Annotated in this window: 21 protein-coding genes, 1 tRNA gene and 1 riboswitch; of the genes, 15 read left to right on the plus strand and 7 right to left on the minus strand. The window is 62.4% G+C overall.

Going from position 1 to position 23,364, the window contains the following annotated elements:
• Window positions 1–124 precede the first annotated feature (124 nt).
• The 9 genes from NKJ37_RS18510 (at window position 125) to NKJ37_RS18550 (ending at window position 8,718) form a co-directional block, all read left to right on the plus strand.
• A complete protein-coding gene (locus NKJ37_RS18510; RefSeq protein ID WP_352441472.1) occupies window positions 125–517 on the plus strand; it encodes a hypothetical protein in 393 nt (130 codons plus the stop codon).
• 40 nt (window positions 518–557) lie between these two features.
• Complete coding sequence (locus tag NKJ37_RS18515) at window positions 558–1,232, plus strand: response regulator transcription factor (RefSeq protein ID WP_128305258.1); 675 nt, start codon at window positions 558–560, stop codon at window positions 1,230–1,232.
• Window positions 1,229–2,728, plus strand: a complete 1,500-nt coding sequence (locus NKJ37_RS18520) for a sensor histidine kinase (protein WP_352441474.1) — start codon at window positions 1,229–1,231, stop codon at window positions 2,726–2,728. Before NKJ37_RS18515 ends, NKJ37_RS18520 begins: the two co-directional genes overlap by 4 nt.
• Before the next feature lie 80 nt (window positions 2,729–2,808).
• Window positions 2,809–3,798: a glycosyltransferase family 2 protein gene (locus NKJ37_RS18525; protein WP_196815360.1), complete on the plus strand. Its 990-nt coding sequence runs from the start codon at window positions 2,809–2,811 to the stop codon at window positions 3,796–3,798.
• On the plus strand, window positions 3,791–4,492 hold the full coding sequence (locus NKJ37_RS18530) for a class I SAM-dependent methyltransferase (protein WP_023813884.1): 702 nt from the start codon (window positions 3,791–3,793) through the stop codon (window positions 4,490–4,492). The genes NKJ37_RS18525 and NKJ37_RS18530 overlap by 8 nt, the downstream gene beginning before the upstream one ends.
• Entirely contained in the window at window positions 4,470–4,937 is a 468-nt protein-coding gene (locus tag NKJ37_RS18535; protein ID WP_031213781.1) for a GtrA family protein, read from the plus strand. Before NKJ37_RS18530 ends, NKJ37_RS18535 begins: the two co-directional genes overlap by 23 nt.
• A 38-nt stretch (window positions 4,938–4,975) precedes the next feature.
• Window positions 4,976–6,457 carry a hypothetical protein gene (locus NKJ37_RS18540; protein ID WP_352441475.1) on the plus strand — a complete coding sequence of 494 codons (1,482 nt, stop codon included), beginning with the start codon at window positions 4,976–4,978 and terminating at the stop codon, window positions 6,455–6,457.
• 196 nt (window positions 6,458–6,653) lie between these two features.
• Window positions 6,654–8,567 carry an acyltransferase family protein gene (locus NKJ37_RS18545; protein ID WP_352774611.1) on the plus strand — a complete coding sequence of 638 codons (1,914 nt, stop codon included), beginning with the start codon at window positions 6,654–6,656 and terminating at the stop codon, window positions 8,565–8,567.
• A gap of 77 nt (window positions 8,568–8,644) precedes the next feature.
• Window positions 8,645–8,718: transfer RNA gene (locus NKJ37_RS18550), tRNA-Gly, on the plus strand.
• Between the two features lie 2 nt (window positions 8,719–8,720).
• Here NKJ37_RS18550 and NKJ37_RS18555 read toward each other — a convergent pair.
• The gene (locus NKJ37_RS18555; RefSeq protein ID WP_127266711.1) at window positions 8,721–8,957 is read right to left on the minus strand and encodes a hypothetical protein; all 237 of its coding nucleotides are present in this window, start codon (window positions 8,955–8,957) and stop codon (window positions 8,721–8,723) included.
• A 232-nt stretch (window positions 8,958–9,189) separates the two neighbouring features.
• Window positions 9,190–10,179 carry a LysR family transcriptional regulator gene (locus NKJ37_RS18560; RefSeq protein WP_352679613.1) on the minus strand — a complete coding sequence of 330 codons (990 nt, stop codon included), beginning with the start codon at window positions 10,177–10,179 and terminating at the stop codon, window positions 9,190–9,192.
• Between the two features lie 312 nt (window positions 10,180–10,491).
• Here NKJ37_RS18560 and chvE point away from each other — a divergent pair, with 312 nt between their 5' ends.
• The 4 genes from chvE to araD1 all read left to right on the plus strand — a co-directional run bounded on the left by chvE (window position 10,492) and on the right by araD1 (window position 15,805).
• Window positions 10,492–11,562 carry a multiple monosaccharide ABC transporter substrate-binding protein gene (gene chvE, locus NKJ37_RS18565; protein ID WP_023813878.1) on the plus strand — a complete coding sequence of 357 codons (1,071 nt, stop codon included), beginning with the start codon at window positions 10,492–10,494 and terminating at the stop codon, window positions 11,560–11,562.
• A 123-nt stretch (window positions 11,563–11,685) separates the two neighbouring features.
• Entirely contained in the window at window positions 11,686–13,218 is a 1,533-nt protein-coding gene (mmsA, locus tag NKJ37_RS18570; protein ID WP_352774613.1) for a multiple monosaccharide ABC transporter ATP-binding protein, read from the plus strand.
• A complete protein-coding gene (mmsB, locus tag NKJ37_RS18575) occupies window positions 13,215–14,507 on the plus strand; it encodes a multiple monosaccharide ABC transporter permease (protein WP_352554074.1) in 1,293 nt (430 codons plus the stop codon). Before mmsA ends, mmsB begins: the two co-directional genes overlap by 4 nt.
• 305 nt (window positions 14,508–14,812) lie before the next feature.
• Entirely contained in the window at window positions 14,813–15,805 is a 993-nt protein-coding gene (gene araD1 / locus NKJ37_RS18580) for an AraD1 family protein (protein ID WP_128305266.1), read from the plus strand.
• Window positions 15,806–15,962: 157 nt separating this feature from the next.
• Here the strand turns inward: araD1 and NKJ37_RS18585 are convergent, their stop codons facing one another.
• Both NKJ37_RS18585 and NKJ37_RS18590 read right to left on the minus strand, forming a co-directional pair.
• On the minus strand, window positions 15,963–16,733 hold the full coding sequence (locus NKJ37_RS18585; protein WP_352774615.1) for an ABC transporter substrate-binding protein: 771 nt from the start codon (window positions 16,731–16,733) through the stop codon (window positions 15,963–15,965).
• Window positions 16,734–16,830: 97 nt separating this feature from the next.
• The gene (locus NKJ37_RS18590; RefSeq protein WP_352774617.1) at window positions 16,831–17,925 is read right to left on the minus strand and encodes a 2'-deoxycytidine 5'-triphosphate deaminase; all 1,095 of its coding nucleotides are present in this window, start codon (window positions 17,923–17,925) and stop codon (window positions 16,831–16,833) included.
• Between the two features lie 138 nt (window positions 17,926–18,063).
• Window positions 18,064–18,141, plus strand: a riboswitch (SAM riboswitch).
• Between the two features lie 57 nt (window positions 18,142–18,198).
• Here NKJ37_RS18590 and NKJ37_RS18595 point away from each other — a divergent pair.
• On the plus strand, window positions 18,199–19,386 hold the full coding sequence (locus NKJ37_RS18595; protein WP_023811337.1) for an O-succinylhomoserine sulfhydrylase: 1,188 nt from the start codon (window positions 18,199–18,201) through the stop codon (window positions 19,384–19,386).
• 5 nt (window positions 19,387–19,391) lie between these two features.
• Here NKJ37_RS18595 and NKJ37_RS18600 read toward each other — a convergent pair whose 3' ends face one another.
• Window positions 19,392–20,543, minus strand: a complete 1,152-nt coding sequence (locus NKJ37_RS18600; protein WP_352774619.1) for a ceramide glucosyltransferase — start codon at window positions 20,541–20,543, stop codon at window positions 19,392–19,394.
• A gap of 350 nt (window positions 20,544–20,893) precedes the next feature.
• Here NKJ37_RS18600 and apaG point away from each other — a divergent pair, with 350 nt between their 5' ends.
• Window positions 20,894–21,286 (plus strand): Co2+/Mg2+ efflux facilitator ApaG/CorD, encoded by a 393-nt coding sequence (gene apaG / locus NKJ37_RS18605; RefSeq protein ID WP_013533640.1) that lies wholly within the window; start codon window positions 20,894–20,896, stop codon window positions 21,284–21,286.
• Between the two features lie 47 nt (window positions 21,287–21,333).
• Here the strand turns inward: apaG and NKJ37_RS18610 are convergent, their stop codons facing one another.
• Window positions 21,334–22,365, minus strand: coding sequence for an Hsp33 family molecular chaperone (locus NKJ37_RS18610; protein WP_352774621.1), 1,032 nt, complete (start codon window positions 22,363–22,365; stop codon window positions 21,334–21,336).
• A 78-nt stretch (window positions 22,366–22,443) separates the two neighbouring features.
• Complete coding sequence (argF, locus tag NKJ37_RS18615) at window positions 22,444–23,355, minus strand: ornithine carbamoyltransferase (RefSeq protein WP_352774622.1); 912 nt, start codon at window positions 23,353–23,355, stop codon at window positions 22,444–22,446.
• Window positions 23,356–23,364 lie beyond the last annotated feature (9 nt).

A 23,364-nucleotide genomic window follows, 5' to 3' on the forward strand; every position in this document is an offset into this window, starting at 1 on the left:
GAAGCGGATCATGCGGCCCGCTTCAGGTTTTTGTTTTTGTGCATGTCGTTGTCCCCAAAACCGGGGCCACTTTTGGGCGACATGCATTCGGTGCCGCGGATAACCTTGATGACGGGAATCGGATATGTCCAAACGCAGCGCAAACCATCTGGTGTGGATCTCCAAGGCGTTCTTCGTCGCAATCGTGCTGGTGCTGACGGGATGCGCCTCCGACATTATGAAGAACTACATCGGGCAACCGGTCGAATCGGTCATTCTGGACTACGGGCCGCCGACCGCCGTCGTTGATCTCGGTCGGGGCGAGCGGGCCTATCAGTGGCGGACAATATCCACCAACGCGGTTTCCGGGACCTCCAGCGGCGAGGTTCGCCACACAAAACACGGAACCGTCTACGAAGAAACCGAAACGCCTGGCTATATCGAGCGCCAGGAATGCTTCTATACGTTCTATGCCCGCGCCTCGGGCGGCCGATGGTTCATCACCAATTTTCGTCAACCGAAGCTGGAATGCGAATGAATTGCCACAGCGTGCCGGCTGCCTGTGACGGAGAGTGCGCATGCGCATCCTGCTGATCGAGGACGAGCCGGAAATGGCCTCGGTGCTGAAGACCGCGCTCGAGCGCCAGGACATCATCGTCGACCATGCCGCGACACTGGCGGATGCCGAAGCCGTGGCGCGGCTCGGCCACCATGACGCGGTGGTGCTGGACCGCCGGCTGCCGGACGGCGATGGCCTCAGCCTGATCCCGCGCCTGCGGGCCTTGCATCTGGACGTGCCGGTGATCGCGTTGACGGCGCTCAGCGGGCTCGACGATCGCGTGGCGGGGCTCGATGCCGGCGCCGACGACTACATGGTCAAGCCGTTCGCCACGGTGGAACTGGTTGCCAGGCTCAATGCCTTGCACCGGCGTTCGTTCACCACGCGCGCCCACCAGACGGTGGTCGGCCGCCTCACCTATGATTTTCGCCATCGCGAGGCGCTTGTCGAGGACCAGACGCTGGAGCTGCCGCGGCGCGAACGGCTGGTGCTCGAAACGCTCATCCGCAGGCCGGGCCGGACGATTATGCGCGGGACGCTGGAAGAAGCCGTCTATGCTCTCGACGACGAGATCGGCTCTAATGCATTGGATGCGCACATTTCGCGGCTGCGTCGCAAGCTTGACGACGTCGCTGCCGGTATCGAGATCAGGGCGATCCGCAACCTCGGTTATCTCTTGCGGGCCGCCTCGTGAAGAAGCCGCGCACGCGATCGCTGCAATGGGTGCTGGTGCGGCGGATGATCCTGCTGCAGGCGGCGACACTCCTTGTCTTCATCGTGCTGTGCGCGGCCGCGCTATGGATCGCCAATCCGCGGCTTCTTGTCGACAACGAAGCTGCCGTCGCCGCCCTCAAGGATGCCGTCGATCGTGACGGCAACGGCATATTGATCGTCCATGAGACCGACGGGCTGCGTTCGTTTCGTGAGGGTTTCCCCAATGTCTGGTACATCATTCGCGACAACAGCGGCCAGAGCATCCGCTTCGGCAGCATACCCGACGTCTACACCAGGAATTTTGGCGATCTGCTGGGCCAGGCCGATCACGCCACCATCGGATTTTCCGAAGATGATTTGAGGCCGGAGGCCTATCTCGAAAGGGTTTCGACCAAGGCCGGCACGGTTCAGATCATCGCCGCGACAAGGTCATCGCGGGAAGAGACCGAGGGCCTCGAGGTCACCATTTCGGCCAGCATCGACGTCGCCAAGAACCCGGATGGCAGCAGGAACTGGGAGAAGGCGCTTCCCGCTCTCGTGGCCATCATCGTCATCCTGCTGTTGCCGATTGTCCTCGTCATGGGAGCCACGACCCTGGTGACGACGCCAGCCGTCGTGCGCCGGTCGTTTGCCGGACTTGTCGACACCGTCCAGCAGGCCGCGCGCATCGACATCGGCACCCGTGCGATGCAACTGCCGGTCAAGAATGTGCCGCAGGAGATCGCGCCGCTCGTGCATGCTTTCAACCAGACGCTGGCGCGCCTCGCCCAGGGCTATGACCGGCACAATCGCTTCCTCACCGACGCCGCGCACGAACTGCGCACGCCGATCGCCATCCTGCGCACGCGCGCCGAATTGCTGAAGCAGGAACCGCAAAGCGCGCGCCTGCTGCATGACATCGAGCGCCTGTCGCATCTTGCGCAACAGCTGCTCGACCACCAGTTGCTCGACCGCCCGGCGGACCAGCGCCAAATCATCGACCTCTGCGATCTTGTCAGCCGGGTCGCGGCCGACTTTGCCCCGCTCGCCATCGAAGCAGGCTACGATCTTGCCTTCGAGCCGACAGCCAACAAGGTCCATGTCGAGATCAACGTGCCGCAGATCGAGCGGGCGCTGGCAAATCTCGTGCGCAATGCCATCGATCATGGCGGCGGTTCCGGCACGATCACCATAGCGATCTATGAAACCGGCGGCGTCGAAATCCGCGACGAAGGCCCAGGCATTCCGGCCGATGAGCACGAGAATGTTTTCGAGCCCTTCTACCGCCTGCAGCCGCAATCGCGCGGCGCCGGTCTGGGATTGAACCTTGCCCGGCAGATCGCACTGCTGCACGACGGCTCCATCCGGATATTGGCGGGCTCCTGGCAAGGCGCCCGCATTCGCATGGAGTTGCCGGTTCGGTCGGTGGCCGCGTGCGGCAGAAATGATGGCCGGCCGACGGTTGCGGCCGATCCCATTGGCTTATCTGTTTTCTAACCAATTGCCGCTATTCCCAATCGAATAGCGGGAGCAAGGCTTTGGTGGAGACGGAGAGAAACACCGCGCGACGCGGCGTCATGCTGTCGGTGGTCATCCCATGCTACAACGAGCTGGATGGCGTGGCCGAACTGCACCGGCGGGTCACGGCCGCATGCCTTGAACAAGGCCCTTCCTACGAGATCGTCCTTGTCATCGATGGCGCGACCGACGGTACGCGCGAGGCCATTCTACAACTGGCCGAAAAGGACGAACATGTCGTCGCCATCGACCTCGCCCGCAATTACGGCCACCAGATCGCGTTGAGCGCCGGGCTCGAATTCTGTCGCGGCCAGCGCATTCTCATTCTCGATGCCGACCTGCAGGATCCACCTGAACTGCTCGGCGCGATGATGACGAAGATGAACGAAGGCTTCGATGTGGTCTACGGCCAGAGGCTGACGCGCGATGGCGAAAGCTGGTTCAAGCTCGCCTCCGCGTCCATGTTCTATCGCTTGCTGCGCCGGATGGTCGACGTCGACATAGCCCCGAATACCGGTGATTTCCGGCTGATGAACCGTCGTGCGCTCGACCATCTGAACGCGATGCCAGAACGTTACAGGTTCATTCGCGGCATGGTTAGCTGGATCGGGCTGAAACAGGTGGCTTTCCCCTATGAGCGGCACCGCCGCTTTGCCGGCACCACCCATTATCCGCTGAAGAAAATGCTTCTTCTGGCGGTCGACGCGATGACCAGCTTCTCCATCGTGCCCTTGCGCTTCGCTTCGCTGCTCGGAATGATGTTCGGGCTTCTGGGGCTGGTCGTGCTCGGCTACACGCTGTTCGAATGGTCGGTCGGAAACGTGTTGCCCGGCTGGACCAGCCTTGCCGCGATCGTGCTGATCCTCGGCAGCGTCCAGCTTATGGTGCTCGGAATCTTCGGCGAGTATCTCGGGCGCATGTACATGGAGACAAAGCGGCGGCCGCTCTACTTCGTCAACGAGATCGTTTCGCGCAGCCAGGCGGTGGAGGACGGCGAATTGCCGGTCCATCGCCTGCAGGAGATGGCAAAGAGGGCCGCACGTGCTTGAGGCGGAGTTCGACCAGTTTGCGCGGGAATATCAGGAGCAGCATGCCGCAAGCATAAGGCTGAGCGGCGAAAACCCGGATTTCTTCGCCAGGTACAAGATCGACGACGTCGCCGCGACGCTGCGGCGGGCCGGTGTCAAACCCCGACGAGTACTGGATTTCGGCGCCGGCGTCGGCAATTCGCTCGGCCATATGCGCAACGCGTTTCCCGACGCGGAGATCACCTTGCTCGATCCTTCGCGGGAATCGCTCGACATCGCCAGCAAGCGCTTTCCCGGCCAGGCCGCCTTCACGCATTTCGACGGCAAGACAATTCCTTTTGCCGACGGCAGCTTCGACCTGGCCTTCGCGGCCTGTGTATTCCACCATATTCCCGAGGACCTGCAGATCGGACTGTTCGCCGAGATCGGCAGGGTGCTGGCCGATGGCGGCAGCTTCTTCGTCTTCGAACACAATCCCTGGAACCCGCTGACCACGCACGCGGTGAGAAACTGTGCCTTCGATGAAAACGCGGTTTTGATAAATTCGCGCGAGATGCGCAGGCGCATGGCCGAGGCGGGCCTTGCCAATACGAGGATCGTCTACCGGATTTTCTTTCCTCGGATGCTTGCGAGACTGAGGCCGTTCGAGCGCTTCCTCACCAAGGTACCTGTCGGAGCCCAATATTTTGCGCATGTGGTCAAGCCTGCCGTTTGACTTCCCGAGGATGCTGCGATTTGGCGCCGTCGGTCTGTTGAACACGGCGCTGGGATACGCTGTCATCCTGGCCGGGCTTGCGCTGGGTCTGGGCGACATCCTTGCCAACGCCACGGGTTATGCCGCCGGCCTTGTCCTCGGCTTCTTCCTCAACCGCCAATGGACCTTCAGCAGAGCCGATGGTTTCCAGCCCGGAACCGCGCTGCGCTACGGGGGTGTCTTTCTGGTCGCCTACAGCGTCAATCTGGCCGTCGTGATCGCCGCCCGTTCAGCAGGCATCGTCGAAAACCCGCTGGTCCACCTCGCGGGAATCTGCGTCTATTCGGTTGTTTTCTATCTTGGCTCGGCTCGCTTCGTGTTTGTGGGGCGCGGGGACGACAGCACCGACCGCACAGTTCGGGTGGCCGACAAGCCTCGGCAGCACCCCGCCAATCCAACACCTTGAACCCAACTGTCACCGGAACCGATCAGAGGCGGCGCAGCATGAACGACGCTCAGGCCAGTGCGGAGGCCGCGACATACAACGAGCGGAACAGGCTGATCTTCTGCCTGTTCGCGGCCTTGGCGATGGCCGGTGCGTTGGGTGCCCAGGCAGGCGCCACCCTGCAGGATCCCGACAGCTGGTGGCAAGTGAAGGTCGGTCTGGATTTCCTGACTAACCGGACATTTCCGACCGTCGATCCCTATTCCTACACGTTTGCCGGCCAGCCCTGGATTGCCAAGGAATGGCTGGGACAGGTCCTGCTGGCTCTTGCCTACCGGGCGGGCGGCTGGAACGGGGTCGTCACCGCGATCATCGCCTCGATCTCCCTGACGGTTTTCCTCATGGGGTGGTTTCTCAGCGCATGGCTGAAACCGATCCTGGCGATTACACTGGCCTTCGCGGCGGTGTTCCTGATCAACCCGATCTTCACGGCGCGTCCGCATGTCTTCACCTTCCCGATCATCGTCATCTGGACGGCGGTGCTCTTCGGTGCGGCGAGGGAAGAACGGGCGCCGCCCTGGTGGCTGCTTGTGCTGGTCGTGTTATGGGCGAACCTGCACGCCACCTTCACCTTGAGCTTCGTCATCGCGGCTTTTGCCGGTCTCGATCTGCTGGCGCGCACGGGCCTGTCGAAACCGTCCCTGCTGGCGAAGTGGATCGCGTTCGGTCTGCTTTGCCCGCTGGTCAGCCTGATCCACCCCTACGGCGTCCAGGCCATCCTGGCGACGCTCGCCGTGGCCTACGGCAATGAGGCGGTGTCGCTGATCATGGAATGGAAACCGTTCAATCAGCCGGACAGTCCCGTCCAGGAAGCGGCGATGCTGCTGGCGCTTTTCGGGCTACTGGTGTCCCGATTGCGAATTGGCTGGGCCAAGGCCTTGTTCGTCGTCTTCACCTTGCATGTCTATCTCGCCCATGTGCGCTTCATGTATCTGTTCTTCCTGCTGATTCCGCTGGTGATGGCGGCCGAGGTCGCCCAGCAATATCCCTCGCTTTCGGCCACCGCATGGCTGGCCGAAAAGCGCGACGGACTGGAGAGATTCTTCGCCAGGCGGTTCTACGCCATCTGCGGCACGGCAGCCGTTCTGCTGATTGGCGGGGTCACTGTGCTCGGCAGCGTCTATCAGGTAGCGCCAAGTCCGAAGACATCGGCCAGCGGGGCGCTGGCATTCGCGCAAAGCCATCATCTATCCGGCAACGTGCTGAATTCCTACAATTTCGGCGGCACGCTGATTTTCCACGGGTTCAAGACCTATATCGACGGACGGACGGACCAGCTGTTCCTGGGAGGTTTCACAAAAGCCGATGACGAGACGGGTCACAGCAACGGCAAGCCACTCCTCGAAGCCCGGTTGAAGAAATACGCAATAGGCTGGGCGCTGCTGTCGGCTGACGACGCCCGCATCCCCTTTTTCGACCAGTTGGGCTGGAAGCGGGCCTATGCGGACGACCATGCAGTGATCTATCTGCCTGGCGCCTGATCCTGGTGCGTTGCTGGCGAATTTCGCGACGGCCAATATATGCCTTGACACGTATGTTGCAGCGCAGCAAATTACTGCTTGGGGATAAGCCTGTGAGATCGATGAGCCGGGATTTTCAGCACGACCTGAGGCATCGCCGAATGAGCGTGGCGGGTGCGGCCGCACGGATCCTGGTGGCCGTGTGCGAGCCGGCCGGATGAACTACCGGCGCGACATCGACGGCCTGCGGGCCGTTGCGGTGCTACCCGTCGTGCTCTTCCATTTCGGCGTGTCCGCCATTCCTGGCGGCTTCACCGGCGTCGACATCTTCTTCGTCATATCGGGCTATCTGATCAGCGGCAGCCTGCTCGATGACCTTGAGCGGGGCCAGTTCTCGATCGGCCGCTTCTACTGGCGCCGCGCACGGCGCATCGTGCCGGCGCTAACCTTCGTCATCCTGCTCGCGAGCATTGCCGCCTGGTTCATCCTTCTGCCTTCGGATCTCCACGAATTCAGCCTTAGTGTGATCGCCGCCTCGACCTTCTGGTCGAACATCTATTTCTGGAAAACGACGAACTATTTCTCCATCGACGCCGAACTGCGGCCGCTCCTGCACACATGGTCGCTTTCGGTGGAGGAGCAGTATTACATCTTCGCGCCGATCCTCCTTTATCTGATCCACCGATACGTCTCGAAGCGCTGGCTGACGGTACTTCTGCCGATGGCCATCGGCAGCTTTGCCCTGGCAGTCATATCAACCTCGCTGGCACCGACGGCCGGCTTCTATCTCTTGCCGACGCGCATATGGGAGCTGGCGCTGGGTGCCATGCTGATGTTGCGGAAGCCTCCGGTCCTAGCCAGTCGGCTCGCGGCGGACCTGATCGGCCTCGCCGGCTTTGCCCTGATTGCGTTTGGCTTTGTGATGATTTCGGACAGCGATCCGTTTCCCGGCTACAACGCCCTATTCCCCTGCATCGGAACTGCTCTGCTGATCTATGCTGGCCAGGATAGCGCCGGCAGGCCGGCATCTGTCGCCACTCGCGTGCTTCGGTTGGCGCCGCTGGTCTGGGTCGGCCTCATTTCCTATTCGCTTTACCTCGTCCACTGGCCGATCAACTCGTTCGTCCATTATCTCTCCCTGAAGACTGTCGGTGTGCCAACGATTATCGCGATGACGGTGGCCAGTTTCGCCTTGGCGGCATTCTCCTGGAAATATGTCGAGCAACCCTTCCGCCACAAACGCGCCTATACCGCCCCCCTGCCTATCTTCGCCTTTTCGGCGACGGCAATCGTGCTGCTGTGCGCCGGTGGGTTGGCCGGTGCACTGGGCAACGGTTTCCCGCAACGGTTTCCGGATTTCTCGACCGAACGTATCCGGGTCGGCGACTGGCGCAACGGCATCTGTTTCAACGAAAACGGGACCCGCATCGAAGACTGGAACCTCGCCGACTGCACCCGTACAACGGGCTTTGCCACCAATGTGCTGCTGTGGGGCGATTCTTTCGCTGCCCATTATGTTCCGGGACTTGAGCCCAACGCCCAGAAAATCCAGGCCAATGTCATCCAATACACCTATGCCGGCTGTCCGCCCGACCTGACCTATTTTTCCTATGCTCGGCCCGCCTGCACCCGCTTCAACGAACGGGCCTTGTCGATCATTCGCGACGCCAACATCCAGGCGGTGATCCTGAGCGGTCGATGGACCGACTACCAGGCCAGGGGCTTCGACGGCCTGCAGAAGACGATCGATCGGCTTCGCGAGATGGGGGTCAAGGTCTATACCGTCGGCCAGTCTCCGGAATTCATTGCCGACGTCCAGAAGATCGCTTTCTTGGTGAAACGGGAGCATACCGGAACCACATCCTGGCCGATGGCTATGGATCCGGACATCAACGCACGGGTTTTGCCGTTCACCAAAGGAGCCGATTTCATAGATCCGCTGACATATCTGTGCGACTCGGCAGGTTGTTCATACGCCGATGCCACGACCAATGAATTTCTCTACTTCGACTATGGCCACTTCTCTTCCGCCGGCGCGACGCTGGCCATCTCGAAATACTGGCCAAGCTTCGCCACCAGCAACAAGGTCGCGGAGGCAAAACGGCAATTCACGGCGGCGGGCGCGCCGTGATCCGCAGCACGACCGTCGTGAGAACAGACCGCTTTGCGATTGCCCGAAGGCTAACCCTCATGGTAACGAGGGCACACGCGGGTATGATGTAATGGTAGCTTGTCAGCTTCCCAAGCTGAACGCGAGGGTTCGATTCCCTCTACCCGCTCCAGTCTAAGGCGTCAGAACCATTTCAGCGCCTGCCTGTTCGTCGAACACAACCGAGCAGCCTCGCGCAAGCGCCACCGTTGCGAGGGCGTTTGCTGCCACGTCATCCGATGAAACGAAATCGCCGGTCAACACCCGCAATTCTTCCACGCCTTCAGCCATGGAAACGAAATTCCCGACCGATCGATCGTGCTTGCAGGCCTCGATCACGCAAAGCAGATCGATGATTTCGAAGCTGCGCATGTTCAGCCTCCAGAGAAATCGTCCCTTGCAAGATCATGAACGCATCGGCGGGAAACAATGTTCCCAGGTTCGCTTTCGCTAGAGCAATTCCAGGAAAAGTGTGAAACGGTTTTCCGTCCGGAATTGCGTCAAAACAAGGAGTCAGAGCGGGTCGCCGTTTCCGTGAAACGGTGAACTGCTCTAGCCTCGGCCTGGCGGTGCTTTCGCCGGACAACCTTACCCGAGCGAGCCATCATCCCACTTCTCTCAGAATGAAGTCGTGCAGCATCTTGGCGGCCGGCGACAGTGCGCGATTCCTGACCGTGATCAGGCTGTAGGGCCTGACCTCGATGTCGAATTCGGTCTGGACGACGTCGATGGCGCCGGCCAGCCCGTCAGGGTTCTGGATGAATTTCGCCACCTGGACAGAGACCGGTGCGATGGCATCGGATTGCGCGACCATGACCAGGGTCAGGAGCAGCGAACTGGTGTTCAGGATGCGGTCCGGCAGAGCGATGTTGCGGTTGAGGAAGTTGCTCTCCATCGCCTGGCGCAAGGGCGAGCCGCCAGACTGGAAGACCCAGTCATAGGCGGCGGTCTCTTCCAGCCGCACCGCCTCGCCCTTGGTGAGCGGATGGCCTCGGCGCACGATCAGGCAGGCCTTCTCGACGCCGATGACGCGCGACTCGAACAGCCGCGGATTGAGATCGTCGGGGATGCGCGCGATGATGAAGTCATGGCGCGTGGCGATCAGCTCGCGTGCCAGCACATTGGAGGTCTCGACCTGCATGGTGATCTCGATGCGCGGATAGATGCGGCGGATCTCACGAATTGCCGGCACCGCCAGCTCGATAGCCGGCGCGGTCACGGCACCCAGGAAAACCGAACCACCCTTGCCCGCCTTGAGCTCGGAAATCTCGCGGTCCACCTCGCGCATCTCCAGCAGGATCGAGCGCGCGCGCCTGGCCAAAGCCTTGCCGTATGGCGTCAAGGTGATACCGCGCGGCAGCCTCTCGCACAGCTTGACCTCCAGCACCGCCTCCATCTCCGCGATCATGCGCGAGGCCGCCGGCTGCGAAATGTTCAGAACCTGGGCTGCCGCGCTGACCCGGCCATGGTCGTCGAGCGCGACGATCATGCGCATGTGACGCAGACTGAGACCGCTGCGCAGCAGGGTTTCGCCATCGCCCGGTGCTTCTCTGTAACCATTTGAAGCTGTTGCCAGATTCCCGGGCCGCGCCATCGCTTTTCCCTGCCTTCTGCTCGTGTGAGGCCGACCTTGGAGTCAGCCCGTCACGTCCCAATACATATACCAACCATGATATAGCAACCATCAAAGATCGCATTTGACAGTTATGGCAAAGACCCACACCCTCCGCGCGTTCCAAGACGTGACGGTCGCTGACGAGAAAAATCGTATCGATTGAATCAGCGTCTCGGGGCCATGGGAGGATACCGGAGATCGATATGACGGCAGCAGTGCCTTGGCGCTTCTGCACGATTGCGCGGCCCGCGACCCCCGGGGTGCCGCGTCCATCAAACAGGGAGAGTTGAAGTGAAAATCATCAAGACACTGGCCGCCGTCGCGGCCCTTGGCATCGCTGCCATGACCTACTCGGCGCACGCAGCCGACAAGGGTCTTGTCGGCGTGCTGATGCCGACCAAGACCTCGCAGCGCTGGATCAATGACGGCGATGCCGTCAAGTCCCAGCTCGAGGCTCTCGGCTACACCGTCGACCTGCAATACGCGCAGGACGACATCCCCAACCAGCTCAGCCAGCTGGAAAACGAAATCACCAAAGGCCCGAAGGCGCTGATCATCGCTTCGATCGACGGCACCACCCTGTCGGATGCTCTGCAGAAGGCCGCTGACGCGGGCGTCGTCGTCGTCGCCTATGACCGCCTGATCAAGAAGACCGCCAATGTCGACTACTACACCACCTTCGACAATTTCGGCGTCGGCGTGATCCAGGCGAATTCGCTGGTCAAGGGCCTCAAGGAGCGCTTCCCGAACACCAAGCCGTGGAACGTCGAACTGTTCGGCGGCTCGCCCGACGACAACAACGCCTTCTTCTTCTACAATGGCGCCATCTCCGTCCTGCAGCCGCTGATCGACGACGGCTCGATCAAGATCAAGTCCGGCCAGACCGGCATGGACAAGGTCGGCACGCTGCGTTGGCTCGCCGCCACCGCCCAGGCGCGCATGGACAACCTGCTGTCGGCCAACTATTCGGACGGCAGCCGCGTCGATGGCGTTCTGTCGCCCTATGACGGCCTGTCGCGCGGCATCACCGCCTCGCTGCGCGCCGTCGGTTACGGCACCGAGGCTCAGCCGTGGCCTGTCGTGACCGGCCAGGACGCCGAAACCGCTTCGGTCAAGCTGATCATCTCGGGCGAGCAGTACTCGACCGTGTTCAAGGACACCCGCGAACTGGCCAAGGCCACCGTCGAACTCGTCGACAAGGTGCTCTCGGGCGGCAAGCCGGACGGCCTCGATGAAAAGACCTACAACAACGACGTCAAGGTCGTTCCCTCGATCCTGTTGACGCCGCATGAGGTCGACAAGTCGAACTACCAGGCGCTGGTCGTCGACTCCGGCTACATCAAGGCCGACGAACTGAAGTAATCCCGGTTACAAAGTCAGGGGGTCCTGCGCAACGCAGGGCCCCTTTTCGTTCACCAGCGAGCCCGGTATTGTCACCGACCTCGCCGGCAATGTTTGCCGAGCTCTCAAGGAGCGGTAGTCCCCATGGCCTCGACGATTTTGGAGATGCGCGACATCACCAAGACGTTTCCCGGCGTGAAGGCGCTGTCGAACGTCAATCTCAGCGTCGAGGAAGGCGAGATCCATGCCGTGGTCGGCGAAAACGGCGCCGGCAAGTCGACGCTGATGAAGGTGCTGTCGGGCGTCTATCCCTCCGGCACCTATGACGGCCAGATCATCTTCCAAGGCCAGGAATGCCAGTTCAAAGGCATCCATGACAGCGAACACAAGGGCATCGTCATCATCCACCAGGAGCTTGCGCTGGTGCCGATGCTGTCGATCGCGGAAAACATCTTCCTCGGCAACGAACACGCCAAATTCGGCGTCATCGACTGGGATGCCAACGAGGCGCGCACCAGCGCGCTGTTGAAGAAGGTGGGCCTCAAGGAGGACCCCAAGACGCTGATCACCAATATCGGCGTCGGCAAGCAGCAGCTGGTCGAAATCGCCAAGGCGCTGAGCAAGGAAGTCAAGCTGCTGATCCTGGATGAGCCGACGGCTTCGCTGAGCGAGAAGGACAGCCAGGCGCTGCTCGACCTTTTGCTCGAATTCAAGCGGCAAGGCATGACCTCGATCCTGATCTCGCACAAGCTCAACGAGGTGAACCGGGTCGCCGACAAGGTGACGGTGATCCGTGACGGGCGCACCATCGAGACGCTGGCCAAGAAGGACATCTCTGAAGACCGCATCATCACTTCGATGGTCGGCCGCTCACTCGACGACCGCTATCCGCCGCGCGAGCCTGACATCGGCGGGGTCGTGTTCGAAGTGAAGAACTGGTCGGTCTATCACCCGATCCATGCCGAGCGGCAGGTGATCAAGGGCATCGACATCAACGTGCGCAAGGGCGAAGTGGTGGGTATTGCCGGGCTGATGGGCGCTGGCCGCACCGAATTCGCCATGAGCCTGTTCGGCCGCTCCTACGGCCGCCGCATCTCCGGCGAGGTGCTGCTCAAGGGCAGGCCGGTCGACGTATCCTCGGTGAGCAAGGCGGTCCAACACGGCATCGCCTACGTCACAGAGGACCGCAAGACCTACGGTCTCAACCTCATCGACCATATCAAGCACAACATCACGCTGGCCAATCTTGGCGGCGTCTCGCGCCACAGCGTGATCGACGACATGCGCGAGCTCGCCGTTGCCAACGACTATCGCAAGAAGACCAATATCCGCGCTTCCAGCGTCTATCAGATGACCGGCAATCTCTCCGGCGGCAACCAGCAGAAAGTGGTGCTGTCGAAATGGCTGTTCGCCGACCCGGACGTGCTGATCCTCGACGAGCCGACACGCGGCATCGATGTCGGCGCCAAGTACGAAATCTACACGATCATCGCCCGCCTCGCCTCGGAGGGTAAGGCGATCGTCGTCATCTCGTCGGAAATGCCGGAATTGCTCGGCATCACCGACCGCATCTACGTCATGAACGAAGGGCGCATGGTGGGCGAAATGCCCGCCGCGGAAGCAAGCCAGGAAAAAATAATGCGCGCCATCGTTCGGGGAGAAGGAAAAGCAGCATGAGCACCGAAAGCGCCCCCGCCCCGCAGAGCAAAGTCGCCGAAGACGTGCAGCAGGGTCCACGCATCGCCGTCTCGGCGCTGGCGACGAACCTGCGCGAGTACGGCCTGATCCTGGCGCTGATCGCCATCATGGTGTTCTTCCAGTTCACCACGAACGGAACGCTGTTCAAGCCGGTGAACCTGAGCAATTTGGTGCAGCAGAACTCGTTCATCATCGTGATGGCGCTGGGCATGCTGCTGGTGATCGTCTCCGGCCATATCGACCTAAGTGTCGGATCGGTGGCGGGCTTCATCGGCGCGCTGGCGGCGATGATGATGGTCATCTGGCCGCTTGGCCCGTTCAGCAATCCGCTGGTGGTGTCGATCATCTGCCTGATCGTGGGCGGCGCGATCGGCGCCGCGCAAGGCTATTGGATCGCCTATCACCGAATACCAAGCTTTATCGTCACGCTGGCCGGCATGCTGATCTTCCGCGGCATCTGCCAGGCTCTGCTGGGCGGCGGATCCTCGGTGGGGCCGCTACCCGATGGCTTTAAGGCGCTCAGCTCCGGCTTCATCCCGGATGTCATCGGCCCGCTGACGCTGATCCCGCCGACGGTGAACGCGGCCGGCAAGACTATCATGGGCAGCGGCCTGACGCTGCACATGACGACGATCGTGCTGGGCCTGATCGCTGTGCTGGCCTACGCCTATTTCGGGGTGAGGACGCGCCGCAAGCGCGAACGCCATGGCTATGAGGCCGAGCCCTTTGCCCTGTTCGTTGTCAAGACGCTGGTCGGCAGCGCGCTGGCGCTGTTCCTGGTCTACCAGTTCGCCAGCTACAGGGGCCTGCCGGTGGTGCTGCTCGTCATGGGCGTGCTGATCTCGCTGTTCGTCTTCGTCACCAAGCGCATGACCATCGGCCGCCGCATCTACGCCATGGGCGGCAATGCCAAGGCCGCGCAACTGTCGGGCATCAACACCGAGCGGCTGACGCTGATGGTGTTCATCAATATGGGCGTGCTGTCGGCGCTCGGCGGCCTGATCATCGCGGCGCGACTGGGACAGGCGGTGCCGGCCGCGGGCCTCGGCAGCGAGCTCGACGTCATCGCCGCCGTCTTCATCGGCGGCGCCTCGGCAATGGGCGGCGTCGGTCAGGTCATCGGTGCGGTGGTCGGCGGCTTCATCATGGGCGTGATGAACAACGGCATGTCGATCATGGGCGTCAATGTCGACTGGCAGCAGGTGGTCAAAGGCCTGGTGCTGCTCGGTGCCGTGATCTTCGACGTCTACAACAAGAACAAGGCTTGAACGGGCTTAAGAGCAATTCCAGGAAAAGTGTGAAACGGTTTTCCGCCCGGAATTGCACCAAGACAATGAGTTAGAGCGGTTTGCCGTTTCCGTGAAACGGTGAACTGCTCTAGTCGAGGCAAGCAGGAGGCATACGATCGCGGCGCTGCCGGCAACCCGCCGGTAACAGAAGTCCCTGAGGGACCAGGCCCGCGAGCGCAATCCGAACTGAGAATTTAAACCGTGGCATGGACGAGGTCCCGGCCGCGCCGAGCAAGGTCTGCCGTTTTGGCAGTCCTGCCAAGGCAAATGAGAGAGGATTCATCATGCTGATCTCCCAGATCCTTGACGACGCCGAGACCATCCGCGTCGTCGCCCGCAATGGCGGCAAGACCCGGATCATCAATGGCGCCCGCAGCGTCTATTCGCTGGCGATGGAGGCCGCCCGTACCGGCGTCGGCCTCGTCGCGCTGATCGAACGCAAGGGGCTTGGCGAGACAGTCGATCTCGAGGCCGCTTACAAGAAGGGGCGGCTGCTGTCGCCGATCAACCACCCCGATCCGGCGCATCTGCACCTGACGGGCACCGGGCTGACGCATCTCGGCTCGGCGGCGACGCGCGATTCCATGCACAAGAAGCTGAGCGCCGACGGCGAGGAGCAGCTCACCGATTCCATGAAGATGTTCCGCATGGGGCTGGAGGGCGGCAAGCCGGCGAACGGCCAGATCGGCGTGCAGCCGGAATGGTTTTACAAAGGCAACGGCACGATGGCGGTGGCGCCAGGTGCCGCACTCCTGTCACCGGCCTTTGCCAAGGACGCCGGCGAAGAGCCCGAGGTGGCCGGCATCTATGTCATCGGCGATGACGGCGCACCTTTCCGCGTCGGCTTCACGCTGTCGAACGAGTTTTCCGACCACGTCACCGAGCGCGTGAACTATCTGTTCCTCGCCCATTCCAAGCTGCGCAACGCCTCGTTCGGGCCGGAGATCCTGATCGGCGACCTACCGCCCGACATCCGCGGCACCTCGCGCATCGTGCGCGACAGCGAGGTGCTGTGGGAAAAGCCGTTCCTGTCCGGCGAAGCGAACATGTCGCACACCATCGCCAATCTCGAACATCATCATTTCAAATACGCGGCCTTCCGCCAGCCGGGCGACGTGCATGTGCATATGTTCGGTACGGCGACGCTGTCCTTCGCCGACGGCATCAGTACTGAAGCCGGCGACGTGTTCGAGATCGAGGCCAAGGATTTTGGTCTGCCGCTGCGCAATCCGCTCGAGATCGAACAGCCGGTGCAGGTGGCGGTGAAGGCGCTTTGAAAGGGTGATCTCCCCCTTGAGGGGGAGATGTCGCCAAAGGCGACAGAGGGGGTCGCCTCGCGTGAAGCGCCAACTGTCGCAAGAAGGTTGCATCCGGTCGACCCGACCCCCTCTGGCCTGCCGGCCATCTCCCCCTCAAAGGGGGGAGATTGCTGCTTCAATAGATATCGAAGTCGAAATACTTGGCCTGGATCTTCTTGTAGGTGCCGTCGGCGACGATCGCGTCGATGGCCGCGTTGAGCTTGTCGCGCAGGGCCGTGTCGTCGAGGCGCACGGCAATGCCGGCTTGCGTTTCGGTGCCCTTGACGTCGCCGACCAGCTTGCAGCAGCCGTCGCTTGCCTTCTTCAGCCAGTCCATCAGCACGAACTTGTCCGAGATCACGGCGTCAAGGCGGCCGTTGGTCAAGTCGGTGATCGCCTCTTCCTGGGTCGGATAGAGTTTGGCCTCCGCGCCCGCCTTGCCATATTCATTCTGGGCATAGTCGGCCTGCGTGGTCGAAGCCTGGGCGCCGACCGTCTTGCCGGCAAGGGCCGCCGGTTCGGTCGAGGTCAGGTCGCTGTCCTTCGGCGCCACCAGGGCGAGCGGTGTCGTATAATATTTGTTGGTGAAGGCGACCTGCTTCTTGCGCTCCTCGGTGATGCTCATCGAGGCGATGATGGCGTCGAATTTCTTCGCCTGCAAAGCGGGAATGATGCCGTCCCAGTCCTGCGTGACGATCTCGCATTCGACCTTCATCTGCGCGCACAGCGCATTGGCGATGTCGATGTCGAAGCCTTCGACCTTGCCGTCAGCGGTAATGGTGTTGAACGGCGGATAGGCGCCCTCGGTGCCGATCTTGATTTTCTCCTGCGCCTGCGAAAGCGAGCCGGCCGCCATCACCAGTATGGCAGCGCCTGCCACCGATATGATCCATTTCGAAATCTGCATTTTCTTGGTTCCCCTTGAACGCCGGCATCTTGACTACCAACAAGGCAGCCAAGCATGGCGAGCCGGTACAGGCAAGTATTTTGCCTGACGGCGGCGCTCAGCGCGCGGCGCGGAAATGCTTGGACAGCTTCAGGCCCTGCGCCTGATAGTTGGAGCCGAGATCGGTGCCGTAGAGCGCCTGCGGCCGCTTCAGCATGTGCTCGTAGACCAGCCGGCCGACGATCTGGCCATGGTCGAGAATGAACGGCACTTCGTGGCTGCGCACTTCCAGCACCGCCCGGCTGCCGGTACCACCGGACGCGGAATGGCCAAAGCCCGGATCGAAGAAGCCGGCATAGTGGACGCGGAACTCTCCGACCAGCGGATCGAAGGGCGTCATCTCGGCGGCGTAGAGCGGCGGTACGTGCACCGCCTCCTGGCTGACGAGGATGTAGAACTCGTCGGGATCGAGCACCAGTTCGCCGGCGCCGCTCTTGTGGATCGGCTCCCAGAAGTCGACGACTTCCTGGGCCCCGCGCTTGTCGACATCGACGAGGCCGGTGTGATGCTTGCCGCGGTAGCCGACCAGACCGTTCTGATCGCCGTTGAGGTCGATCGACAGCGCGATGCCGCCGCCGGAAATGTTCGGCGGCTCGGTGGCGACCAGCGTCTGCGCGCGATGCAGCTCGTGCAGCTCGGCTTCCGAGAGCAGCGCATTGCCGGTGCGGAAGCGTATCTGCGACAGGCGCGAGCCGGTGCGCACGACGATCGGGAAGGTGCGCGGGCTGACTTCCAGAAAGAGCGGGCCGTGATAGCCGGCAGCGATCTTGTCGAACTCGTGGCCGCGATCGGTCATGACCCGGGTAAAGATGTCGAGCCGCCCGGTCGAGCTCTTCGGATTGGCCGAGGCCGAAATGCCCGCCGGCAGCGCCAGGCTTTCAAGCAAGGGCACGATATAGACGCAGCCGGTCTCCAGCACCGCGCCCTCGGCAAGATTGATCTCGTGCAGCTGCAGCCGGTCGAGCTTTTCCGAGACCTTGTGGTTGGGGCCGGGCAGGAAGGAGGCCCGCACCCGCCAGGCCTTGTCGCCGAGCCTGAGATCGAGACTGGCCGGCTGGATCTGGTCGGCGTCGAGCGCACGCGCCGACTTCAGCGCGCCGGACTGGAACAGCGCCGATATGTCCTGATCGGGAAGAATGCCTGTCTGCCGCAAGGCTCCACTCCTAGGTCAGACGTTTTTCTTGTCGCAGGTTCTGGTCGCAAAACCGTGGAACACTTTTGCGGAACCTGCTTGGTACAAACCTCTTAATGAAGCCGGCAATTGACGCAAGCGTGGCGCGGGTCTAAAGGGTCGTTATCCCGTGGTGATTTGGCCGGTCGGCTTGCAGCCACGTTAAACAAGTCGCTAAAGGACCGTCGGGCCGCAAGGCCGTATGGACCGGTTGCGACTTTCGCGGCCGGTTTTTTTGTGTCTGGAAGAAAAGCGATGAGCACCAAGAAGCACAACTGGAAGCCTCAGACGGCACTCGTGCACAGCGGAACGCTGCGTTCCGGTTTCGGCGAAACGTCGGAAGCGATTTACCTGACCCAGGGCTATGTCTACGAAACGGCACAGGCCGCCGAAGCCCGTTTCAAGGGCGAGGAGCCAGGCTTCATCTATTCGCGCTACGCCAATCCGACCGTCGACATGTTCGAGAAGCGCATGTGCGCCCTCGAAGGCGCCGAAGATGCCCGCGCCACCGCCTCCGGCATGGCCGCGGTGACGGCCGCCCTTCTGTGCAGCGCCAAGGCCGGCGACCACATCGTGGCGGCGCGTGCGCTGTTCGGATCCTGCCGCTGGGTGGTCGAGACGCTGGCGCCGAGATACGGCATCGAGGCGACGCTGGTCGACGGCACGGATATCGCCAATTGGGAAAAGGCGGTCAAGCCGAACACCAAGCTGTTCTTCCTGGAAAGCCCGACCAATCCGACGCTGGAAGTGGTCGATATCGCCGCTGTCGCTTCGCTTGCCAATTCGATCGGCGCAAGGCTGATCGTCGACAATGTCTTCGCCACGCCCCTGCAGCAGAAGCCCTTGCAGCTCGGCGCCCATATCGTCGTCTATTCGGCGACCAAGCACATAGACGGCCAGGGGCGCTGTCTCGGCGGCGTGATCCTGTCGGACAAGAAGTGGATCGACGAGAACCTGCACGATTATTTCCGCCATACCGGCCCAAGCCTGTCGCCCTTCAACGCCTGGACGCTGCTGAAAGGCCTGGAAACACTGCCGCTGCGCGTGCGCCAGCAGACGGAAAGCGCGGGCAGGATCGCGGATTTCCTGGCCGAACGGCCGGAAATCGCCCGCGTCATCTATCCCGGCCGCGCCGACCACCCGCAGGCCGATATCGTCAAGAAGCAGATGTCGGGCGGCTCGACGCTGATCTGCCTGGACGTCAAGGGCGGCAAGCAGGCGGCCTTCGCCTTGCAGAACGCGCTCGACATCGTCTTGATCTCCAACAATCTCGGCGATGCCAAGAGCCTGATCACCCACCCGGCGACGACGACGCACAAGAATCTGAGCGACGAGGCGCGCGCCGAGCTCGGCATCGGGCCGGGCACGCTCCGGCTGTCGGTCGGGCTGGAAGACACCGACGATCTGCTTGAGGACATCGCGCAGGCGCTGAAGGCCAGGTAGGACCTTCAGGCGCCGGACGGCGTCTCCTCCAGTTCGGCCGTCTTGGTGCCGATGGTCATCGCGTTGCCGCGCCAGTCGACGGCGCCGCCAAGCCAGCCGCGCGCCCACAGCGCTGGCAGGATCAGGTCGCGCATCATGATCGCGGCCACCATGCGTGGCGACAGGTACCAGCCCTTGGACCAGGCCAGCGCGCACTCGGGAAGGTAGAAGGCTACCAGCACTGCAAGGGCGGTTGCCCAGAGGCTGAAGCCGGCACTGGCCGCGGCAATCAGCGCAAGCACCAGCGGCACCACGGCGCCGGTCAGGATTTCGGGTGCGAAGAACAGCGGGAAAGTGACGCGGCGCAGGCGCGCCCAACGGGCCTGACGCGACCAGATCTCGTCAAAAGAGCGCCGGCCAAGCGGCTGCTCGAAGGGGGCGGCGACGAGATTGACGCGCAGGCCGAGACCGTTCACCAGCTTGGTCGCGGCGGCATCCTCCGCGATCTCGGCGGCCAGCGCGCGGATGCCGCCATTGGCGTCGAGCATCGGCTTGTTCCAGAGCATGCTCTTGCCCTGGGCAAAGCCAAGGCCGAGCGCATCGCCGGCGTATTGCCAGCGCGCCTGCAGCGTGTTGAGGAAAGCGCATTCGACCTCGGCCCAGAAGCCGGCCGGCCGCGAGCCAATCGGCGTCGAGCAGACAAGGCCGGTGCCGGGCCGCCAGGCAGCCATCAGATGCTGGACGTAGTCCCTCGGCATCAGCACGTTGGAATCGGCCAGGACGACCCAGTCGTGCCGCGCCGCCTCCCAGCCCTTGACGCAATTGTTGAGTTTCGGATTGGCGCTGATGCGGTCGTCGCCGACAAGCAGCCGGGCCGGCACTTTCGAAAACCGGACGATCGTCCTGTTTATCAATTTGACCACCGGATCGTCGGCATGGGCGACGCAGAAAATCAACTCGTAGCGCGGCCAGTCGAGCGAGAAGGCGCGCTCCAGCGTCTCCTGCGTGAACGGCTCGACGCCGCGCGACGGCACGACGATCGACACCGGCCGTGGCTTGCCGGCCGGCGCGGCAATGGCGCGGCGCCGTTTCAGACGCGAAGCGGCGAGCACGATGCTGGCGAGATTTGAGAGAATGAGGGCAGTTGAAAGCGTGGCGGCTATGAGAGTGAGTTCCATCGAGATCCGGTCACTCCAGGAAAACCGGTCCGCCAGAACAATCTGGCTGGCATGACGACCGATTCAACAATTCGACAGAGCGCCCGAGTCGCGCGGCACTGGTCGGCGCACACCATCATTGTCATGTGTCACTTAAATGACATTCTTTGCCGCCACCTGCGGTTCCGTCCGCAATGACAGGACGCGCACCGTTGACCAGCCCGCGTGGAGCGCCGAAAGTTCGACCTAGAGCCTGTTCCATCCCGATTGAACCGGGATGGGGCTCTATCTCTGTTTCTTTGAGCATGATCTTTTCTGAAAACCGGTTCCCACTTTTCAGGATCATGCTCTAGATTGTTTTGGAGCCGCTTATGTATAGCGCCGTCACGCGCAACATCGAAGTGCAGGTCAGGCCGTTCTATCTGGAGGACCGTTCGGATCCCTCGGAGAACCGCTATGTCTGGGGCTATCAGATAACGATCGACAATCAGTCGGACGATTTCGTGCAGCTTCTGTCGCGCTATTGGCACATCACCGACGGCACCGGCCGGGTCGAGGAAGTGCGTGGCCCCGGCGTGGTCGGCGACCAGCCCGAACTCAATCCCGGCGACAGCTACCAGTACACGTCCGGTTGCCCGCTCTCGACACCATCCGGCATCATGGTCGGGCACTACACGATGCGCAACAAGCGGGGCGAGACGTTCGACATCGCCATTCCGGCGTTTTCGCTGGACCTGCCAGGGACGCGGCGGACGGTGAATTGATTTCGCCTCACCGGCCGCTCCGCGGCCGGTGAGGCGTGGTTTTTTCTCTACTGGGCCGCAAATTCCGCCGGATCGAAGTCATATTGCTTCGAGCAGAATTCGCAGGCGACGTGGATGCCGCCGTCCTCTGTACTGTCCTTGATCTCCTGCGCGGAAAAACCCTCGAGGATGCCGCGGATCTTGTCCTTGGAGCACGAGCACTGGTCGGCGACCGGAACGCCGCCGAAGACGCGCACGCCATGCTCGTGGAACAGCCTGTAGAGCAGCCGCTCGGCGCCGATCGTCGGGTCGATCAGTTCGGTCGGCTCGATCGTACCGAGCAGCGCCAGCAACTCCTGCCAGGAATTGTCGGCCGGATCGTGGATCTCCTCGCGCGGATCGCCATCGCCACCCGGCAGGTCCGGGACGCGCATGCGCTCGGGCGACTGCGGCAGGAACTGCGCCAGGATACCACCGGCGCGCCACTGCTCGCGGGCGCCGCCGGGACCGGGCGTCAAAAGCTTGGCCACCGACAGCCTGAGATCCGTCGGGATCTGCTCCGACTGACGAAAATAGGTGCGCGCAGCATCCTCCAGCGTCTCGCCGTCGAGCTGGACGATGCCCTGATAGCGCTGCGTGTGAGCGCCCTGGTCGATGGTCAGCGCCAGCACGCCGCTGCCGAGCAGCGTCTGCTGGGAGGTTTCGCCGGCCGCGACCAGCGCTTCCAGCCGGTCGGCATCGAAACGCGCATAGGCGCGCAATGCCGAGGGCGTGGAAAAATCCGCGACCAGCATGTCGACAGGCCCGTCGGTGCGGGTCTGCAGGATGAATTTGCCCTCGAACTTCAGCGAAGTGCCGAGCAGCACGGTCAGCACACAGGCCTCCGCCAGCAGGCGGGCGACCGGCTCGGGATAATCGTGGCGGCTGAGGATGGCGTCCAGCATCGGCCCGAGTTGGACCGTGCGGCCTCGCACATCGAGAGGGCCGACCTCGAACGGCACGACGTGATCGTCGCCGGCATAGCCGAATTCGCCGAGTTTGGGGTGATGTTCAGTCACTTGATAGGTTTCCAACATGACAAAGCTCCGGGGCGCGGCCATGCCGCCCTCCGGGGCGCATGCGTCGAAACGCGCTGTTTTTGCGTGATGGCCCGCAGATAGGCATCACACCTCCGGAGATCAAGCGCCGAGGCACCAGGCCAGCACGGCCTTCTGGGCATGGAGCCGGTTCTCGGCCTCGTCGAAGACCACCGAATGCGGTCCGTCGATGACCTCGTCTGTCACTTCCTCGCCGCGATGCGCCGGCAGGCAGTGCATGAACAGCGCGTCCGGCTTGGCCCTGGCCATCAGCTTGGCATTGACCTGGTAGGGCGAGAACACATTGTGGCCGCGGGCGCGATGCTCCTGGCCCATCGACACCCAGCAATCGGTGACGATGCAGTCGGCCTGGTCGACGGCTTCCTCGGGCGAGCGGGTGAAGTGCAGCTTGCCGCCATGCGCCTGCGACCAGTCGATATGCTTCCGCGCCGGCTCGCTGCCTTCGGGAACGGCGACGTTGAGGTTGAAGCGGAACCGGGCCGAGGCCTCGAGCAAGGAATGCAGCACATTGTTGCCGTCGCCGGTCCAGGCGATGGTCTTGCCCGCGACCGGACCGCGATGCTCCTCGAAGGTCATGATATCGGCCATCAGCTGGCAGGGATGGGTGTCGTCGGTCAGTCCGTTGATCACTGGCACGGTGGCGTTCTCGGTCAGCTCCAGCAGTCGCTCATGCGAGGTGGTGCGGATCATGATCGCATCGACATAGCGCGACAGCACCTTGGCGGTGTCGGCGATGGTCTCGGAACGGCCGAGCTGCATCTCGGTGCCGGTCAGCATGATGGTCTCGCCGCCGAGCTGCCGCATGCCGACGTCGAAGGAGACGCGTGTGCGCGTCGACGGCTTGTCGAAGATCATCGCCAGCACCTTGCCTTCGAGCGGTTTGGTGCGCTCGCCGGCCTTGAGGCGCGCCTTTCGCACCACCGCATCGTCCAGCATGAAGCGCAAATCGCCTTCGGAAACGGCGGAAAGATCGGTGAAATGGCGAACTGACATCAGCAATGG

Origin of the sequence: Mesorhizobium sp. M0140, assembly GCF_040322475.1 — a bacterium.
Classification (GTDB): domain Bacteria; phylum Pseudomonadota; class Alphaproteobacteria; order Rhizobiales; family Rhizobiaceae; genus Mesorhizobium.

Bases quoted from the DNA above. Each gene is read 5' to 3' on its own strand.
- NKJ37_RS18610 (WP_352774621.1), bottom strand. From the start codon at position 22,365: ATGGCCGCGCCCCGGAGCTTTGTCATGTTGGAAACCTATCAAGTGACT.
- NKJ37_RS18515 (WP_128305258.1), top strand. From the start codon at position 558: ATGCGCATCCTGCTGATCGAGGACGAGCCGGAAATGGCCTCGGTGCTG.
- mmsA (WP_352774613.1), top strand. From the start codon at position 11,686: ATGGCCTCGACGATTTTGGAGATGCGCGACATCACCAAGACGTTTCCC.
- NKJ37_RS18555 (WP_127266711.1), bottom strand. From the start codon at position 8,957: ATGCGCAGCTTCGAAATCATCGATCTGCTTTGCGTGATCGAGGCCTGC.
- NKJ37_RS18510 (WP_352441472.1), top strand. From the start codon at position 125: ATGTCCAAACGCAGCGCAAACCATCTGGTGTGGATCTCCAAGGCGTTC.
- NKJ37_RS18595 (WP_023811337.1), top strand. From the start codon at position 18,199: ATGAGCACCAAGAAGCACAACTGGAAGCCTCAGACGGCACTCGTGCAC.
- NKJ37_RS18540 (WP_352441475.1), top strand. From the start codon at position 4,976: ATGAACGACGCTCAGGCCAGTGCGGAGGCCGCGACATACAACGAGCGG.
- NKJ37_RS18560 (WP_352679613.1), bottom strand. From the start codon at position 10,179: ATGGCGCGGCCCGGGAATCTGGCAACAGCTTCAAATGGTTACAGAGAA.
- apaG (WP_013533640.1), top strand. From the start codon at position 20,894: ATGTATAGCGCCGTCACGCGCAACATCGAAGTGCAGGTCAGGCCGTTC.
- mmsB (WP_352554074.1), top strand. From the start codon at position 13,215: ATGAGCACCGAAAGCGCCCCCGCCCCGCAGAGCAAAGTCGCCGAAGAC.
- argF (WP_352774622.1), bottom strand. From the start codon at position 23,355: ATGTCAGTTCGCCATTTCACCGATCTTTCCGCCGTTTCCGAAGGCGAT.
- NKJ37_RS18525 (WP_196815360.1), top strand. From the start codon at position 2,809: ATGCTGTCGGTGGTCATCCCATGCTACAACGAGCTGGATGGCGTGGCC.
- NKJ37_RS18535 (WP_031213781.1), top strand. From the start codon at position 4,470: ATGTGGTCAAGCCTGCCGTTTGACTTCCCGAGGATGCTGCGATTTGGC.
- NKJ37_RS18600 (WP_352774619.1), bottom strand. From the start codon at position 20,543: ATGGAACTCACTCTCATAGCCGCCACGCTTTCAACTGCCCTCATTCTC.
- araD1 (WP_128305266.1), top strand. From the start codon at position 14,813: ATGCTGATCTCCCAGATCCTTGACGACGCCGAGACCATCCGCGTCGTC.
- NKJ37_RS18545 (WP_352774611.1), top strand. From the start codon at position 6,654: ATGAACTACCGGCGCGACATCGACGGCCTGCGGGCCGTTGCGGTGCTA.
- NKJ37_RS18585 (WP_352774615.1), bottom strand. From the start codon at position 16,733: ATGCAGATTTCGAAATGGATCATATCGGTGGCAGGCGCTGCCATACTG.